The following is a 17633-nucleotide window of genomic DNA, read 5'->3' as shown; positions in this document are numbered from 1 at the left end:
TTTTTTTTAGCAAGATTTGAGCTTAGGATTATACATGAGTTGATATTTTTTGGGTTGCGATCTGAGCAAAAATTTGTAAAAGATTTAATTGCCATCAGCACTAGCTAATTTGATCCGAAACAACTTGCTGTAAAAGATTTGGGGGAAATCGACATAGCCCTTGTCCCGAATATTTGAGACGACATCGATTAAATAGCCAACAAATTCTGAATTTTCTAATGTCATTTCATAGCTCATGTCAGCATCACCCTCAAAGGTCAAGCGACATAAAGCTAGATCCGATGGTAAATTTGCTACGCGCCATACAGCCATAAAAGAAACGGCTGGACTTCCTTCGATATGACGTTCACCCGTGATTTCGCCTTGTTTGTAAAGAGAAATAGCATAGGGGAGAGCTTGACGCTTGTTTGGCTCTCGATAATAGGGCATGTAGATGGAAACTTCTTGTGGAGCAGCAGCTTTAAGTTCGATCGCCATAGATATTGCGTCTCTATATTTAGGTAAAGGCGGAGATTTTTACAGAAAGATTAGCAGATTTTTTGTCTTAAATTAGAGAGGGCGCAAAGCGTCCTCTCTAATTTAGTTGATAGTTATACCAAAACACAAAATGGCATAGCCATTTTGTGTTTTTAAAACTCTTTCTGGGTTTGGATTTTAATTCACAAAAGTGTTGTCACACTTTAAATATGAATTGGTATTAAGGAGAAACGCGATCAATTACAGTGATTTTGCCGTCGGGTTGGACTTCCCAAACGTCATAGCTGCCTTTAACATCGCCATATTCATCTAGATCAACGTTGCCACTTGCACCTTGATAGTCAATGTCTGTGCCAGCTTTGACTAGCTTGATTGCTTCACAAACATCGCTAACTTCTTGTCCAGGGGCGTTGGCTACTTCACGGATTTTACTCTTGATACCATCACCAGTGCCATCCTTGGCTGCTTCAGCAGCGATCGCTATTAGAGCGGCTGCGTCATAGGAATGAGGCACAAATGCGCCCAACTCTTGACCAGTCTTTTCTTTAAAGCTTTTGGTAAATGTGTCAAGAGATTTGCCATCAGCACCAGGAACTGTACCGATCGCACCTGCCAAGATCAATTTACCTTCGGGGGTATTGCCAATTAACTTAGGAAAGTCTTCGGTCTTCACACCATCGGTGAGCAAAATCTTCACATCTTTGGTTAAGCCTTGTTCAAAAGCTGCCTTGATCACTGCGCCGCCAGAATCAGGATAGAGAATTGCAGCAACTGCATCGGGTTTACTACCAAATGCGCCCTTAGCCTCAGCTTCAAAGGTGGTTGCCTTAGGATCGTAGCGAGTTGGTTTACTTTTGTTGACAATTGTACCGCCGAGTTTTTCAAAGGCCTCCACAAAGGCTTTCTCAAAACCTACGCCATAGTCATTGTTAATGACGAGGGTGGCAACTTTTCTTGCGCCTTTTTTATAGGCAAGATTTGCTAGAGCTAAAGCTTGATAGGTATCAGGAGGAGCAGTGCGATACCAGTAGCCATTAAATTCACCTTTTTTGGCACGTTCGGTAAAGACGGGGCTAGTGCTACCAGGGGAAATCATCACGACTTTATTAGGAACAGCGATCGCTAGAGCCGCCGTAGAAACACTGCTAGCAAATGCCCCAACCACACCGCCGACGTTATCAACTTTCACCAGTTTAGTCATGGCTTCTGCACCTGCGGGTGGATCGGTGCGATCATCTTCCTTAAAGAAAGCGATCGGTTTGCCTAATACACCGCCACACTTATTAACTGTTTCCACCAGAAAATCAATGGATTTGATCATCGGCGCTCCAATCGACGATAGGTCACCTGTAGCAGGGAGAACTGCGCCTAAACGGAGGGTATCTTTAACGCCGCCAGAGCCTGAAACTGCTACGGGCGCTGTGGTATTAGCGGTGGGTTTAGAGTCTGTAACTGTAGTACTAGGCTGACAAGCCACAATCCAAATCGTTGTCACTGTTGCCAGTAAAGCTAGGCAGAGTGTAGAGAAAAACCTTTTAGTCATGGTTACGATGGACTACGATCATATTTACAAAGTTGCTGTAATTGTATCCGTAACTGTAATTTTAAGACAGACAAGGGGCTTAAGCCCCTTGTTACTAAATCTCAGTAAAAAGTCTCATGTCATCTACCATTGATCCACGTCGTCAAAGAGAGTTAGCCCGTTTGTTAGAACAGATGGGACTAGAACAAGCGAAACTGGAGAGGATTAATCCTCAAGGTTTTGATTGGCTATTGATCGATCAGTCATTGGTACATCCCAGTTTTTCCAACACCTATAACAATGATCAGTTGGAGTTTGTGGGCGATAGTGTGCTGCGCTTGTCAGTAAGTTTGTTCTTGCAAGAAAGATATGGCGATCGCAAGGTGGGTGACTTAGCCGCTTTACGATCGCATCTAGTCAGTGACAAAACCCTTGCCGAAATCGCAGGAATTTACGATCTCCAAAAATATGTTGTGGTTTCCAATGCGGCTCGTAATGACTCGCAAGCCCTGCGATCGCTTTTAGCCGATGCCCTCGAAGCATTAATGGCAGCCCTATATGTTAATACTCAAGATTTAGCTTTTATCCGTAAATGGCTTGATCCACATATGCAGCGTTTTGCTGAGGCTTTGTTGGCGATTCCTGCATTGGGTAATTACAAGGTGGCGCTGCAAGAATTAACTCAAGGACGCTGGAAACGTTTGCCTGAATATCGCAATGTTGACACAACCGCCAACAATCCAAGCAACCTATTTTCCGTAGAAGTATGGTTTGACGATCGCTGCTGGGGCAAAGGGCAAGGCAAAAGCATTAAAGCAGCTCAACAGGAGGCGGCGGCGATCGCCCTTAAAGAAATGTCTCAACTTTAGCCAAAAGAAAGCAGCGCTTCGCGCTGCCTTCTTTTGGCTTGTGACTTAATAAAGAAGCGATTTTTTGTGGTGCAGCAAAGCCGCACCACAAAAAATCGCTTCTTTAGGTTACTGTACGTCCCTTGTCACCCCATTCTTTTTAATTTCTTGAATTTCCCTCTTTCGATATTTATTAAGATTTACGGATAGGTGTATAAATACTTAGCGTCAAATCGTAAATTTTTCTACAAATACAGGACAAGCGTCGTAATATTTCTTAGTGTGCTAATTTCGCTCGTCTGATCAATTTTCAAGATTAGTGCTTCGTGTGGTAAGAAGGAGTCAAGAGTCATTCTGATACTAATATCGATCCTAGCCGCCCTAAATGCTGTGGCAGCAATGTGGCTATTACTTTATGGGCTAAATGCTTATTGGCTCACTGCTGTCCATAAGCCTAAGCTTTCTTTACGGAAAAAACTTGTTTTTCCGCAACTTAATCCTGCGCGAGAATACCAAGTTGCCCAAGCCGCAACGTCCCCGTCACCTAGTTCAGGTATGATCGCTGTCAATAATTTCGATAACTTTGAGAATTTTCGCCTCGACAAGACACTTACTAATAGCTTCTCTAGTTATGTTTTGGCAGTTGAACCACTTGAGCATCATCCGATCGCTTTAGAAGATTTGCCAGTTGTCACCATCCAGTTACCAATTTTTAATGAGCGTTATGTTTCGCGCCGATTGGTAGATGCAGTTTGTCAGATGGACTATCCACGCGATCGAATGCAGATTCAGGTACTTGATGACTCCATTGACGACACGCAAGCTATTCTCAGCGAAACTGTCCAAGAGTACCAAAATCAGGGCTTTTGGATTGAATATGTTCATCGCATCAATCGGACTGGCTTCAAAGCAGGCGCTTTGCAAGATGCGATGCCGTTAGTACAGGGCAATTACATTGCTATTTTTGATGCTGATTTCATTCCTTCAGCAAACTGGCTCAAGGATACTATTCGACATTATGTAGAGAATCCTGATGCTAATGTTGCCGTTGTCCAAACCCGTTGGGGACATATCAATTCTGAATATTCGCTACTAACCAAGTTGCAATCAACAGGAATTGATGGACATTTCGCGATCGAGCAGCAGGCTCGCTCCAATAATGGCTATTTTCTAAATTTCAATGGGACTGCTGGTATTTGGAATCGTCAGGCGATTATTGACGCTGGTGGTTGGCACGCTGATACTTTAGCCGAAGATATGGATTTAAGTTATCGCGCTCAACTCAAGGGCTGGCAGGTTGTTTATGACAATAATATTGTCGCGCCTGCGGAGTTGCCTGTTGCCATGCTTGCTTTTAAATTGCAACAATTTCGCTGGGCTAAGGGCAGCATTCAATGTGCCAAGAAATTAATTGGTCAAATTTGGCAAGCCGATCTGACTCTGCCTGTGAAATTTCAAGCAACCATGCATTTGACAGGCTATTCGGCACATCCTTTGATGCTAATTTTGGTTTTGCTCTCGATTCCCTTAATGTTGCTTATGCCTGAGCAGGCGGTCGCCATGCGGATTTCCTTTGAGAGCATTTGGTCAGTTTTCATGCTACCTGCCACCTTTGGTCCCCCATTTTTGTATTTCCATGCCCAGCGTGAGTTGTATCCTAAATCTTGGCATCGCCGCTTTGGTCGTATTTTCCTATTAGCCGTTCTCGGTACGGGTATTTCTTGGAGCAATAGCCGTGCTGTATTTGCTGGCTTATCCAATACAGGGGCAAATTTTCGCCGTACACCCAAGTTTGATATCAAACATAAGAGCGATCGCTGGGACAATAAGGCTTATAAGATTCCCCTAGATGCTACCGCTGCGATCGAGATTGGCTTATGTGTTTATAGTGCGATCGCCGCAATCTTGGCACTTAGCAAAGGCTTATATATCACTTTGCCATTCATGGTTTTGTATGCCGTGAGCTATGGCTATGTCGGTGGTCTTACCCTCTGGCAATCTTGGCAACAATCCCGTCACTAAAATAAAAGGGTGCTTTTGCACCCTTTTATTTTTATAGCTTGTTGCCAAGTTTATTAGGACAAAGAGAATGGCGGCGCTTTGCGTCGCCATTCTCTTTTTGGTGTCATAACACAATACAGCTATACAAAAAACAATTTTATTGTTTCCAGAGCCGAAGGCTCTGGAAACAATAAAATTGGCTAGTAATTAAAAAGTAGAGGACGCTTAGCGTCCTCTACTTTTATAATGGTCACTATGTGGTCAATTGTTATCCCAACTTATAACCGCTTACCGATCTTGCAAAAATGTTTGCAAGCTATGGAGGCACAAAATTTTCCCCAACCCTATGAGATTGTGGTGGTTGATGATGGCTCCACCGATGGCACAGTAGAATTTTTGCAAAGCCATGCCCATGAATTTCCTCATGTTCGGTTGGTTCTCCAAAATCATGAAGGGGCGGCGATCGCGAGAAATACAGGAATAGATGTAGCGCAGGGCGAAACCATTGTATTTATTGATAGCGATCTCGTAGTTACACCAATATTTTTGTCAGCCCATGCTAAAGCTCTGGCAAAAGCTTCTAAAAATGGCGATCGTGCCTTTACTTACGGGCTAGTAATTAATACCAGTAACTTTGACGATCCAACCTCTGAAAAAATTAAAATTCAAGATATTTCCACTGCTTTTTTTGCAACGGGTAATGTGGCGATCGCTAAGCATTGGTTAATTGAGGCAGGGAAGTTTGATACGAGTTTCCGTCAGTATGGCTGGGAAGATCTAGAGCTAGGTGTGCGCCTCAAAAATTTAGGATTAAAACTGATCAAATGTCCTGAAGCCGTTGGTTATCATTGGCATCCTGCCTTTACGATTGAGCAATTACCACGCCTTGTTGATGTTGAAGCTCAACGTGGACGCATGGGTGTTGTCTTTTATCAAAAGCATCCGACATGGGAAGTCAAATTGATGATCCAGATGACATGGCTGCATGTACTTTTGTGGGGAACATTGTCTTTGGGTGGCTTGCTAAACGAGCGATCGCTACGTCCGCTTTTAAAATGGCTAATTGATCAAGGTAAACCCCAATTAGCCCTAGAAATCGCTAGAATTTTCTTAAATTGGTACAACGTCAAGGGCGTATACGCCGCTTATCGCGAATCCATTAATTAAAAAAGATACTTTGTATCTTTTTTAATTAACTAGCTGAGATATCAAAATGCTACAAACCAAACCTAAACCCCAACCTGAAATTAGAATTGAGCAGCCCTTAATCACGTGGGAACAGTTCAAGCTAATTCAGCGTGGCTTTGCGGATGCACGGGGTATTCGCTTGGCTTATTACGATGGGATTTTAGAGATTGTGTCTACGTCAGTCGATCATGAGCTAATTAAAACGATTATTGGCGCATTGTTGGAAATGTACTTTTTAGAAATGGAAATTGAGTTTTTCCCAATGGGGCAAGCTACCCAAGAAAAAGTAGAACAAGTCTCTTTACAACCCGATGAATCCTATAGCTTTGGTAGCCCCAAAAAGATTCCCGATCTCGCCATTGAAGTAATTTTGACTAGCGGCAATACTGAGAAATTAAAGAAATATTATTTGCTTGGAGTCCCTGAAGTTTGGTTATGGGAGGATGGAGTACTTGATATTTATCACCTAGATACTCAAAGCGATCGCCAATATTGCAAATCATCTACTAGCAAATTTTTACCAAACCTCGACATGGCAACATTGCAACGTTGTATTTTATTTACATCACCACTTGAAGCCCTAAAAACTTTTAGACAGGCTTTTCGGCAAAGTCTATGAAAGTTTCCTTAGAATTTCTCTACCATTTTCATTGCGATCGCTGTCGTAAATGGTGGAGCCGCGCGGACATTGAGCCACAAATTGGTGAGCAGGTTTACTGCCCCTATTGCGGTCACATTAATACCGTAGAAGCTGTGCAAACTTTTCGTAATGCTGCACGCGGTGGTAGTTGCCTTAGTCAACGCCCTGATGATGAATTGCCATAGTCTGCCTTCCCACCCCAAAATTAGCAGTGCTTAGCGTTGCGCCACTAATTCTTGGGTTTTAATGTTACTGGTTGAATATTTGAACTGAGTGCAAAGCACTGCAACTTTAAGGATCAGGTTCAACACCTAGCGATCGCAATTGAACAATTAAACGTTCATTACGCTGACGCTCCTGCTCAACGCGCTGACGTTCCTGCTCAACCAACTCATTACCACAGGGTAATAACTCACCTTCACGATTCCACCAACGTAACCAAAAAGCATGACTATTAAACCTTGAACCTTCCCAAACACTGAGATGTAAGCCAAGAGCATCTAGCCAATACAAACCATTTTCAGGAACTGCTGATCGCTCATAGCGTCCATCTTTGAGGAAATAAACCTCTAGATCTCCCGATTCAGGATGAAAGATAACGTATATAGGTATCTGCAAAATTCGCTCATAGAACCACCATTTCCCATAGGGATAATTGGGATTCATGGAATATTCGCCACAATCGCTAGCTGATAAAAATTCCATCACGATCGCAGGTAAATCTCCCTCTTTGTAGGGCGTATAACTGCGGCGAATATGTTTATCTGCTAGTGGCTCAACATGGGGAATCCAAACCCAATCGGGAGCTTTGACTACCGTCTTCCCATTGACATTTGCACAAATACCAAAATCCGTAGTCGCGATCGCATCGGCAGTAATAAAACCATGCAACCCTAAAATTTCATTTAAAAAAGCAGCCAAAGCGGGTTGAATTAAATTTTCCACAGGGTCATCAGGTAAGACATAATCATCTGGCAGTAGTTCCCAACTAATATTCCAAGGACTATGAGAGATATCTGATCGAGAAGAGATAGGCACTGTAGCGATCATAATGTACCTTAAATCATATTGTGAGAAGTTAATTGTATATCCAACCTAATAGGTATCTATGCCAACTGTAACTCAAGCTGTAAGCAATCCCAATATTATTCTGGCGGGATATCTTGCGGGAGCTACCGATTACATTCCGATCGCCCAAAAATTACAAAGTAAAAACTTATCGGCAACAGTCGTCCCTTTGAAATGGTGGGACTGGGTTCCAACGGTGGGCGGGAGATCGATCGCGCCAATTTTAAAAAAACTTGACCAAACCGTAAATCAAGAATTAGAAAAATCAGGTGCATCGAAAGTAAATATCATTGCTCATTCCGCAGGGGGCTGGCTCTCACGGATTTATCTAGGCGATCGCCCCTATTACGACAAGGTCTGGAATGCGCGTTCTAAGGTTGCCAAACTCGTTTGTCTGGGAACTCCCCAACGTAGTCTCGAACCTTGGTCACTGCCAAATTTAGGTTTTGTCAATGACAATTATCCTGATGCTTTTTATGATGATATTGAATATATCTGTGTGGCAGGAAATGCGGTACAGGGCAAAAAATCTACACCCAAAAAATGGCTTGCCTATAGTAGTTACGAACTCACGATTGGGCAAGGCGATGTATGGGGCGATGGCATAATTCCGATTGAAGCGGCTTATTTGGATGGAGCGAAGAATATGGCGATCGATGGGGTGTATCATTCGCCGCGATCGGGTAAATGGTATGGATCTCAAGAGGTGGTTGATATCTGGGCGGAGTATCTATAGATTAATTGCCCCCTAGCCCCCAATTCTGGGGAAACAAGAGAATCAAGATAGTTGCGGCACACAGAGAGCATTGTGTGTACGAGATTGATTGTTTAGTAGGGGCATTGCATTCCCACGGAAATACATAAATTTTGAGGTTGTTTGAATTTGGGAATGCAATGCCCTAAACTCGTAACGCAGGGACAATTTATGGGTGAAAGCGAAGAGGGTAGAGCATTTGCGTATAGAAATTTTGGCGATAATTTGTGAATATTGCCGCTAATGCTCTACCCCTACAAGTTTGTTGTTGTAAATCATTAATCTGGCTTCGCCGCAATAGAATTTCATGGATGCTGAATTTTCGTCAGAAGCGCAACCAATGCAGCAGCAGCAAATGCAACAGCAAATGCAGCAGGTGTTTTTTGAAGAAGAAGCTCCTGATGAATCTGACTCGGCAGCCGAGGATATCTCTAAACCCGTAGTTTTTGCTCACCTTGAGAGCGAGGTGTGCTCAACCGCATTCTCACCCGATGGGCGTAAGATAATTGCGGGGCTGTATGATGGCACTTTGCAACTATTCGAGGCAATTTCTGGCAAACCTATCGTTCAAGGGACTAGGATTTCAGTATCCTTTTTTGACCTTAATGGCGAATTGATCGCTTCGGGCAGTCCAGTAGCCTTTAGCCCCGATGGTAAAGCGATCATTTCGTGTAGTGATAACAAGACGCTACGGTTGTGGGATTTGCAGGGCAACCAAATCAGCCAGCCTTTCCTAGGGCATGAGGATAGAGTCAATTCAGTAACCTTTAGCCCTGACGGTAAGATGATCGTCTCGGGCAGTTATGACAAGACGCTGCGGTTGTGGGATTTGCAGGGCAACCAAATCGGCAATCCTTTCCTTGGGCATGGCTCTGCTGTCTATTCAGTAGCCTTTAGCCCTGATAGTAAGATGATCGTCTCGGGCAGTTATGACAAGACATTGCGGTTATGGGATTTGCAGGGCAACCAAATCGGCAACCCTTTCCTTGGACATGGCTCTGCCATCTATTCAGTAGCCTTTAGCCCTGATGGTAAGATGATCGTCTCGGGCAGTGGTGACAAGACGCTTAGTTTATGGGATTTGCAGGGTAACCATATTGGCAAACCTTTCCTTGGGCATGAGGATTTGGTCAGTTCAGTTGTCTTTAGTCCAGATGGCAAGACGATCATTTCGGGAAGTTGGGACAAGACGCTGCGGTCGTGGGATTTACAAGGCAACCAAATCGACAATCCTTTCCTTGGACATGAATCTAGTGTCTTGACAGTAGCCTTTAGCCCTGATGGTAAGGCGATCGTTTCGGGCAGTGAGGACAAGACGATTCGCCTTTGGACTTTAAATGGAAATCCACTACTTAACTTGGTAGATCGTAGCAAACAGATCGAGATTCCTCAAGGTGTTGCCAATGATTCGGCGCAGGGCGAGGATTGCCTTAACGTTCAGGATGAAATCGAGGCTATGGCAACAGTGTTGATGCTCCGCAGTATGCACCCACCTATGGCTGTTGGGATTTTAGGCAGTTGGGGGAGTGGTAAGTCCTTTGGAATGTATCTAATTCAACAAAAGATCGAGGCAATTCGTAAGCAAGAACTCACTAGGCTACAAGCTTGGGGTGATCCAAACTTTCCTAACAACACCCAGATCATGTCTCCCTATGTGGGGCACATCTATCAAATTAGCTTCAATGCTTGGACTTATGCCAAGTCTGACCTGTGGGCAAGCCTAATGCAAGAAATCTTCTATGAATTAAATCGTCAAATCACTTTAGAACGACAAATTGGCAATTTCCTAAGCGGCTCCCCATCATTTCAAAAGAATAAAAAAGAGCAACCAAAATCTAAATCTTCAGCAAAATCTTCATCACCTCGAAATATCGATCACCTTATCTATAATCCTTTAAAAAAGATAAGGAAAACTTTTCAAACAAACATAGAACGATCCCAAAATAGAATTGCAACATTCAGCTTACAAAGCCTAAATCTTTGGATCGTTCAATTTGGTCTCCACATCATTATATTTCTGTCAATCAATGTTTTTATTGTTTTTATGTTGTTGGTTGTACTTTTCGACCGCATCCTAAGTAAAAAGTTAGCTCTAGAATCAAAAATCAGTAATTCTAAACTTAGCAAGCGTCTCGCTGAACAGTTTACAGCTTACTACTTACCCGAAGAATTAAAAACATCCTATAAATCTTGGCGTGAAGGGATTGAGTCCGTCATAGAACATTTTTTATTTCTACTCCTCGTTGGCTTCCCTAAGCGTTTAAAAGATAGCAAAAAAAATTTAGAAAAATTCAAACAAAGCAAAAATCCTAAACCTAAAACAAATTCCAATCCTGAAACCGATCCAAACCAACATAAAAAGTTTGAGCAAGCCTTGCTAAATGGAGGCGACTTTTGGCGAGTGCTTTACCTGACAAATGACGAAGAACGCAGAGCTTTTATTGAATCCAACGATCGCCTCAAAAAATTTAAAGACTGGAAAGATCCCAAATCAAATTCTAACTACTTGTGGAATACTCTCGATAAAAGCAAACAAGAAGAACAACAGCGTTTAAAACAGCAGGAGCAGGAACTCCAGAAGAAAGAACAAGAACTGCAACGCCAACTCAAAATCGCCGAAGCAGAAGTAAAACAACAACTCAACCACCGCAAAGCGACAGCACTCTGGACACCCATTGTCAAAGCCATTACGCGGCTCCTGTTTTCTAAAGAAGAAATTGAAAAATACAAAAATGAAATTGAAAAATTAGCCGAAGCAGGTAAAACTACCAATGAAACGATCGCCTTAATACGGAAAGTCCTGACCAGTTGGCAAGGCTTAATTGCCTTGTTCTTAATGACCCTCTTGATCGTCCTCACCCTAGATCCCGCAACCCGCATAGCCATCTTCACCGCAACTCAAAAACTGTTAGAACAAACTGGCTTAGCAAGCCTATTCGATCGCCTAATTCCCACTGAAGCCAAAAACAACTTCACCGAACTCAGCAACATAATTCGTGACTGGTTCGCCAATTTCCCTCAATGGATGGAATCAATCCGCACTCAAATTCCATCAGGTGTGCAAGTAATCACAGCGATCGCCGCAGCCGTCACTACCCTCATCCCGATCCTCAAAACCCTCAACAATTACCTCAACTCCGTCCAAAAAGAACAAGCAAAAATTCAAAGCGATCGCGAGTTCTTACTCAAACAAAAACAGGACAAATCCGAAAACCTTGTCAAAGAAGTTGTTCAACTCAAGCTTCAAGTCGCAGAACAAAAACAGCGCGTAGGACTCACCGCTAACTATGCTTCACTCATGGACTTTGTAAGCGATCGGCTCCAAGTTGACGACTATGGCAAACGACTAGGACTCATGCAACAGGTCAAGCAAGATCTCGCCGCCCTCTCCGATCGCCTTACCGATTGGCAACATAACCGAGAAGAATTAAAAAAGTTCTTCCCAAGAGGTCCTGCAAGAGTCGTTCTCTACATCGATGACCTAGACCGTTGCCCACCCGATCGCGTTGTCGAAGTCCTAGAATCAGTCCAACTCCTGCTCAATACCAAGCTATTCATTGTCGTATTAGGCATCGACGATCGCTATATCGCCCGCGCCTTAGAACAAGTCTATGAAGGCGTTCTCAAACGTGGCGGCAAACCCTCTGGACTTGACTATCTCGAAAAAATCATCCAGATTCCCTACCGAATGCGCCCCATTTCATCCTCAAGCATTGACGGTTACCTTCGCGCCCAAACAAAAGTAGCTAATCCCCAAACCCCATCTACATCTGTTGAAACTGACGACATCACCCCAAAAACGGAACTACAGGAAGAAACACAAGAAGCGATCGCACCTTTACCCGATCTAAATATTCAACCATCTGAAGTTCCTGAACCTGAGCCATCCGCGATCAACACCCCAGAACCATTAGAAAATCCACAAACCATACAAGCCAAAACTTCCACCGATGAAACTACATTCCTCGAAACCATCGCCCAAACAATCGAATTTGAAGAATCAGAATTTCAACTCTTAGTCAAATGCTGCAAACACGTAGACATAACACCCCGCACCGCCAAGCGACTGATCAATATCTACAAAATCCTCCAAATTATCTGGTCAACGCGCAGTCAAAAAGGAGCAGATACTCCCACAGATCAAGACAAGCGCATCGTCATGTCATTTCTAGCGCTATCAGGTCGCTACCCCACCTATATGCGAAACCTATTTGAAGAAATTGACGTAATGTTTGAAGAAACAATTTCAGATGAACCTCCCCTTGAAATTTATCTAGAAGACCTAATCGAACCAATCAAGCCCAAAGCTACAGAAAGTGATCGCTATGCCCACAGAGAATGGCGCAAATTTACCAGTGATATCAAACGAATGCTAGAACCTGATCAAGATCACCCCACCAAACTCAAAATTGATCGCAAAATTTTTGACTTAATGCTCTCTTTTTGCTTTGTCGGTGATATCGGCTACGATCCCGATGATTTCGAGTCAAAGGTCTAGCCTTAACTAGCGATCGCCCTATGATGTGATTATTTGAATGGCGATCGCCCCAAATTACTCAAGGCAGTTATGCTAATCTGGCAATAAGTTAATGGTGCTGTAAAACTATGAAACTACAAATTCAAGGCATTAAATCAGGTCAAACGATTCAACTGTTAGATATAGTTAATATTCCTGATGGCACAGTATTTCTAGAAATTGAAGCAGATAAATCCAGCGATACAAGCGCAAGACTAGCAAGACTAAATCGTGTATTCGGTGCATGGCGCAACCAGCCCGACATTAATCTAATATTTGCTGATATTGACACACAACGCCATCGGAACTATGGCAGAAGTATTGACTCCTTCGATTTCTAATTATCCATGTATTTACTTGACACCAACATCTGCATCGCATTGCTCAAAGGCAATTCTCAAGTTATTTCGTCCTTATAATACCTGTGCTGATGAATGCTATATTTCCACAATTAATGTTGCTGAACTTTATAAGTGAGTTTACTGCTCACAACAAGTAGCACAGAACCTTGCATCACTTGAGATTTTTCTCCAAGATATGCCAATTATCAGTTTTGACCTATTGGCAGCTAAAGAATTTGGCAAAATCCAATCAGAACTTAGACAAATTGGTAAGCCAACAGGTGAATTAGATGCCATGATTGCTGCCATAGCGAGATCTCGTCATGATCAGGTAGTTACGAACAACACAAAAGATTTTATCAGTATTTCTGGTTTAGGTTTAGAAAATTGGATTGTTTAGCGATCTCCTTTACTGCACTGATTCAGATCGCAATTTTACTTCCATCCAAATAGCGATCGCCTTGTGGTGATTTGAGTAAGCGATCGCATCTTACGTTTTATAAAATCTCCCAAAAATCAACATTTAATATGTCATCAATATCGCGACTAAATATCCAGTTATTTGGAAAATCAACATTTTTATACCCTTGATTTTTTCTTACAGTACGCAAAGCAAGAGCAAAAGCTTCTTCAAACAACTCATCACTATTTACATAGTTTCTAAGGCTAGGCGACTGACTCAAAATACCAATTATTTCAAATCGAGTGCGATCGATAGTTATTTCCCATCCAGCATAATCATACTCGCTTTTAACATAGCAACGTTTGAGTAAATGTTCGAGAAGTGTCGATAGCCTTCTTCTCAACTCACGCCGATCTCTGCCTGCCAAGCCTTCCAACTCCTCTACCAGATTTTCAATATCGAGGTTTTCTAAACTACCACTCTTTAATTGCGCGATCACTGTTTCTAGCCACAGATTTAGATCTTGGTCGTAAAGTGATATTTTTTTTGCAATTGTTTGAGTCATTAGAGATTCTCCTGCGATCGCTCATCTCAAATTATTCTAGTCTAGATATTAACTGCAAAATATCGCCTTTTCTGCACTTATTCAAACAGAGATTTAGCAGCCATCTCATAAACCAAGCACTTGTCTAACATTATTTAAAGCGATCGCACTTTCATTGCAAGTAAATAGCGATCGCCCTGTGATGTGATTATTTGAGAGGCGATCGCTACGCAATTAAGGCTTTTAACCTCCCCTAAATGGGTAGCGATCGCGATAAATAGCCAATAAAAGTGCAAACATCAGCCAAAAGGCTTACGAAAAAAAGCAATATTGCTCGACAAACTAGTAGACATTTCGGGATGAGGGATGTATAGTATAGAGGTGTGAGGAGCGAACAAAAGAAAAAGCCTAGGAACGAAACAGGGAAAGTAACCTAGGCTTTTTCTTTTGGTTACCATTAATAAAAAAGAGAGATCAGTTAATAGCTGATCTCTCTTTTTTTTGTGGTCAAAAGACTCGCACTGCGAATCTTTTGACTATGAGCCAATCCTTGCAAGGACAAAGGGTGGTACTACCAAACTTGTAAACTCTTTCTCTTTATTGGCATTCCAAGCACTAAGTTCTTCAGCCGTGGGGTGGCGCAACCAGCCATCCTCAATCCATGATTGGACTAATACTGTATTGTCTTCGGTTAATGCAAGCCCTACATCGACGAGATCGAGATTTGCCCCAACTAAAATTACTCTAGCTCTGGCTGCGTGGGGAGATAACCATTCCCATAGAGCTACATCTACCATTTCCTCTAAATCTTTTCTTGAATTACTCACTAAAATTCCTCATCATCATCAACTACGCTATCAGTACTGATAATTTCCAAATACTTTGCCTTGATCGCTTTAACATCTTGCCATGTTAACCACTTGGGGCTACCCTGTTCGCGGCTTTGATTTCGCAATAAATAAGAAGGGTGGAATATTGGCATTACTAAACGCCCTTCCCACTCGTACCATTTGCCACGGACTTTAGTAATGCCTAATTTTTCACCCAATATTGACTTGAGTGACGTTGCTCCCGTCAACAAAATAATCTTAGGATCGACGAGACGAATCTGCTCTAGCAAGTAGGGCTTACAGGTTGTTGTTTCTACTTCGGTAGGAACACGATTGTTAGGGGGACGGCATTTAACCGTATTGCAAATGTAAACATCTTTGGTCGTGTCAAATCCCACTGATTCTAAGATTTTGTCTAAAAGCTGTCCCGATTTACCAACAAAGGGTAGTCCTGATAGATCTTCCTGCTCTCCTGGGGCTTCACCGATGATCAAAATTTTGGCGTTGCGATCGCCTCTTTCGACAACCACATTAGTCCGAGTTGGGGCAAGGGGACATTTTTGACAGTTGCAAGCCGCTTCCTTTAATGCGTCTAGACTGTCAAATTGATCACTTGCTGGCACTGTCGCCGCAGGTGGGGGGCTAGTATTTTTAGCAGAACGCGCAGTTTTTTTCGCAGGTGGAGCATCAACAGAGCTTTCTGCGCGGGGAAGCTCTATCAAAGGAACCTCTGATGGAGTTAGATCAAACAGGCTCATTTGTTCTTTGTCAGTCATAGACAGGATATGCGCCCCAAATCAGTACTTATTGCTAATATCTTACTACCAAAACAAAAATGGCGTAGCCATTTTTGTTTTTTAAAACCCTTACTGGGTTTGGTTTTCAATTTACAAAAGTGGGACAACACTTTTGTAAATTGGTAGTGTTTGACAAACTATTCTTAGTAAATAATCGGTACCATTACTATCTCCTGAATAAGCGTTATTGGCTTCACAACTACAAAAGGCTTATCTAGACTTTCAGCATTACTTGCTCAATCACCGCATTTCTCGCCCATTTATCGGCTTCGAGTATATCCTCAAGCTCTGGCTTAGAAACACATTTATGCTGATCGCACACATATTTGATCAAGTCTGCAATCTGCACATAACGAATTCGCTCTTGGAGGAATAGTTCCACTACTTGCTCATTAGCGGCATTTAGCACCGCAGGCATAGTTCCACCTGCGCGACCTGCGGCGTAGGCTAGCTCCATACAGGGATATTTCTGGTGATCGGGTTCGCGGAAAGTCAGAGTGCCACATTTGACGAGATCGAGGCGTTCCCATTGGGTCGGAATGCGATCAGGATAGGATAGGGAATAGAGCAAGGGCAACCGCATATCAGGAATCCCCAGTTGTGCGAGGACAGAAGTATCTTCCAATTCAATTAGAGAATGAATAATACTTTGGGGATGAATTACAATCTCGATTTGGTCATAATCCACACCAAAGAGATAATGGGCTTCGATCACTTCTAAGCCCTTATTCATAAGGGTGGCTGAGTCGATTGTGATCTTCTTACCCATTGCCCAGTTAGGATGCTTGAGCGCATCAGCGACGGTGACAGATGCTAGCTCCTCAGTTGGGCGATCGCGAAATGCACCACCTGAAGCTGTGAGAATAATTCTTCTTAGTCCGCCTTCGGGAACGCCTTGTAAGCATTGAAAGATTGCTGAATGTTCAGAATCCGCAGGTAATAACTTCACACCATATTTTTTCACCAATGGCACGACTACTTCACCACCTGCGATTAAAGTCTCTTTATTTGCTAATGCAATATTTTTCCCTGCTTTAATCGCGGCAATTGTTGGTAATAGACCTGCACAGCCAACAATTCCAGTGACCACTGCCTCAGAATCACCATAAGCAGCAACGGTTTCCACACCCTCGGCTCCTGCTAATAAGATTGGCTTGACGGCTAGATCAGCGATCGCCTCTTTTAGTTCAGAAAGCTTTTTTTCGCTAGCGATCGCCACAATCTCAGGTTGAAACTGGCGAATTTGTTTTGCAAAAAGATCAATATTTCCCCCTGCTGTCATTCCCACAACCTGAAATTTGTCAGGATACTCCGCGACGATATCCAATGTTTGTGTGCCAATTGAGCCAGTGGAGCCAAGCAGGGTAATGCGTTTCATAGGATGAAGCTTATTAATATTGATTATTTAATAATCAAAGTCTTGCATAGTTTTTTGAGCGATCGCGATCAAAATATAAAAAGTTGGGGCGGCGCGATGCGCTGCCCCAACTTTTTATATTTTGGTTCCAGTTATAGCTATAACCTGTATCAGGACAAATCAAAACCCAGATAGTGTGAGGCGGCGCTACGCGCCGCCTCACACTATCTGGGTTTTATGTCCTAACAAGAATGGCGACAGCTATATATGAAATTGTGGCAAAAATTGTGACAAAAACTTGATCCTAGGCTCAAATATTAATTTGTTTTAAGTTATCTCACAATCTA

16 protein-coding genes and 1 pseudogene are annotated in these 17633 nt (G+C 42.8%); 9 read left to right on the top strand and 8 right to left on the bottom strand.

The window, feature by feature from the left end:
- Positions 1–84: 84 nt before the first annotated feature.
- The gene (ebsA, locus tag ABM313_RS20935; protein WP_323261940.1) at positions 85–477 is read right to left on the bottom strand and encodes a type IV pilus biogenesis protein EbsA; all 393 of its coding nucleotides are present in this window, start codon (positions 475–477) and stop codon (positions 85–87) included.
- Between the two features lie 220 nt (positions 478–697).
- Positions 698–2020, bottom strand: coding sequence for an ABC transporter substrate-binding protein (locus ABM313_RS20930; RefSeq protein ID WP_434685076.1), 1323 nt, complete (start codon positions 2018–2020; stop codon positions 698–700).
- Positions 2021–2136: 116 nt separating this feature from the next.
- On the opposite strand from ABM313_RS20930, the gene rnc reads away from it, so the two are divergent.
- The 5 genes from rnc to ABM313_RS20905 all read left to right on the top strand — a co-directional run bounded on the left by rnc (position 2137) and on the right by ABM313_RS20905 (position 6861).
- Positions 2137–2868, top strand: coding sequence for a ribonuclease III (gene rnc / locus ABM313_RS20925; RefSeq protein WP_434685075.1), 732 nt, complete (start codon positions 2137–2139; stop codon positions 2866–2868).
- Between the two features lie 378 nt (positions 2869–3246).
- On the top strand, positions 3247–4869 hold the full coding sequence (locus ABM313_RS20920) for a glycosyltransferase (protein WP_434685074.1): 1623 nt from the start codon (positions 3247–3249) through the stop codon (positions 4867–4869).
- A gap of 225 nt (positions 4870–5094) precedes the next feature.
- Complete coding sequence (locus tag ABM313_RS20915; RefSeq protein ID WP_434685073.1) at positions 5095–6015, top strand: glycosyltransferase family 2 protein; 921 nt, start codon at positions 5095–5097, stop codon at positions 6013–6015.
- A 46-nt stretch (positions 6016–6061) separates the two neighbouring features.
- Positions 6062–6655, top strand: coding sequence for a Uma2 family endonuclease (locus ABM313_RS20910; protein WP_434685072.1), 594 nt, complete (start codon positions 6062–6064; stop codon positions 6653–6655).
- Complete coding sequence (locus ABM313_RS20905) at positions 6652–6861, top strand: hypothetical protein (protein WP_434685071.1); 210 nt, start codon at positions 6652–6654, stop codon at positions 6859–6861. The genes ABM313_RS20910 and ABM313_RS20905 overlap by 4 nt, the downstream gene beginning before the upstream one ends.
- A 106-nt stretch (positions 6862–6967) precedes the next feature.
- On the opposite strand, the gene ABM313_RS20900 is transcribed toward ABM313_RS20905, so the two are convergent.
- Entirely contained in the window at positions 6968–7726 is a 759-nt protein-coding gene (locus ABM313_RS20900; RefSeq protein WP_434685070.1) for a Uma2 family endonuclease, read from the bottom strand.
- Between the two features lie 58 nt (positions 7727–7784).
- Here ABM313_RS20900 and ABM313_RS20895 point away from each other — a divergent pair, with 58 nt between their 5' ends.
- The 4 genes and pseudogenes from ABM313_RS20895 (at position 7785) to ABM313_RS20880 (ending at position 13755) form a co-directional block, all read left to right on the top strand.
- Positions 7785–8480: an esterase/lipase family protein gene (locus tag ABM313_RS20895; protein ID WP_434685069.1), complete on the top strand. Its 696-nt coding sequence runs from the start codon at positions 7785–7787 to the stop codon at positions 8478–8480.
- Between the two features lie 325 nt (positions 8481–8805).
- On the top strand, positions 8806–12996 hold the full coding sequence (locus ABM313_RS20890) for a P-loop NTPase fold protein (RefSeq protein ID WP_434685068.1): 4191 nt from the start codon (positions 8806–8808) through the stop codon (positions 12994–12996).
- Positions 12997–13103: 107 nt separating this feature from the next.
- A complete protein-coding gene (locus ABM313_RS20885; RefSeq protein ID WP_434685067.1) occupies positions 13104–13355 on the top strand; it encodes a hypothetical protein in 252 nt (83 codons plus the stop codon).
- Positions 13356–13361: 6 nt separating this feature from the next.
- Positions 13362–13755: pseudogene (locus ABM313_RS20880) on the top strand (type II toxin-antitoxin system VapC family toxin).
- A gap of 97 nt (positions 13756–13852) precedes the next feature.
- Here ABM313_RS20880 and ABM313_RS20875 read toward each other — a convergent pair.
- The 5 genes from ABM313_RS20875 to dxr form a co-directional block, all read right to left on the bottom strand.
- The gene (locus ABM313_RS20875) at positions 13853–14323 is read right to left on the bottom strand and encodes a DUF29 domain-containing protein (RefSeq protein WP_434685066.1); all 471 of its coding nucleotides are present in this window, start codon (positions 14321–14323) and stop codon (positions 13853–13855) included.
- Between the two features lie 134 nt (positions 14324–14457).
- Positions 14458–14598 carry a hypothetical protein gene (locus tag ABM313_RS20870; protein ID WP_434685065.1) on the bottom strand — a complete coding sequence of 47 codons (141 nt, stop codon included), beginning with the start codon at positions 14596–14598 and terminating at the stop codon, positions 14458–14460.
- Between the two features lie 240 nt (positions 14599–14838).
- Positions 14839–15129, bottom strand: a complete 291-nt coding sequence (locus ABM313_RS20865) for a DUF2288 domain-containing protein (protein WP_434685064.1) — start codon at positions 15127–15129, stop codon at positions 14839–14841.
- A complete protein-coding gene (locus tag ABM313_RS20860; protein WP_434685063.1) occupies positions 15129–15908 on the bottom strand; it encodes a uracil-DNA glycosylase in 780 nt (259 codons plus the stop codon). Before ABM313_RS20860 ends, ABM313_RS20865 begins: the two co-directional genes overlap by 1 nt.
- Positions 15909–16143: 235 nt before the next feature.
- Complete coding sequence (gene dxr, locus ABM313_RS20855) at positions 16144–17307, bottom strand: 1-deoxy-D-xylulose-5-phosphate reductoisomerase (protein WP_434685062.1); 1164 nt, start codon at positions 17305–17307, stop codon at positions 16144–16146.
- Positions 17308–17633 lie beyond the last annotated feature (326 nt).

This window comes from Pseudanabaena minima str. Chao 2107, assembly GCF_051131155.1.
GTDB classification, from domain to species: Bacteria; Cyanobacteriota; Cyanobacteriia; order Pseudanabaenales; family Pseudanabaenaceae; genus Pseudanabaena; species Pseudanabaena minima.
This window is presented reverse-complemented; position numbering and strand designations above follow the sequence as displayed.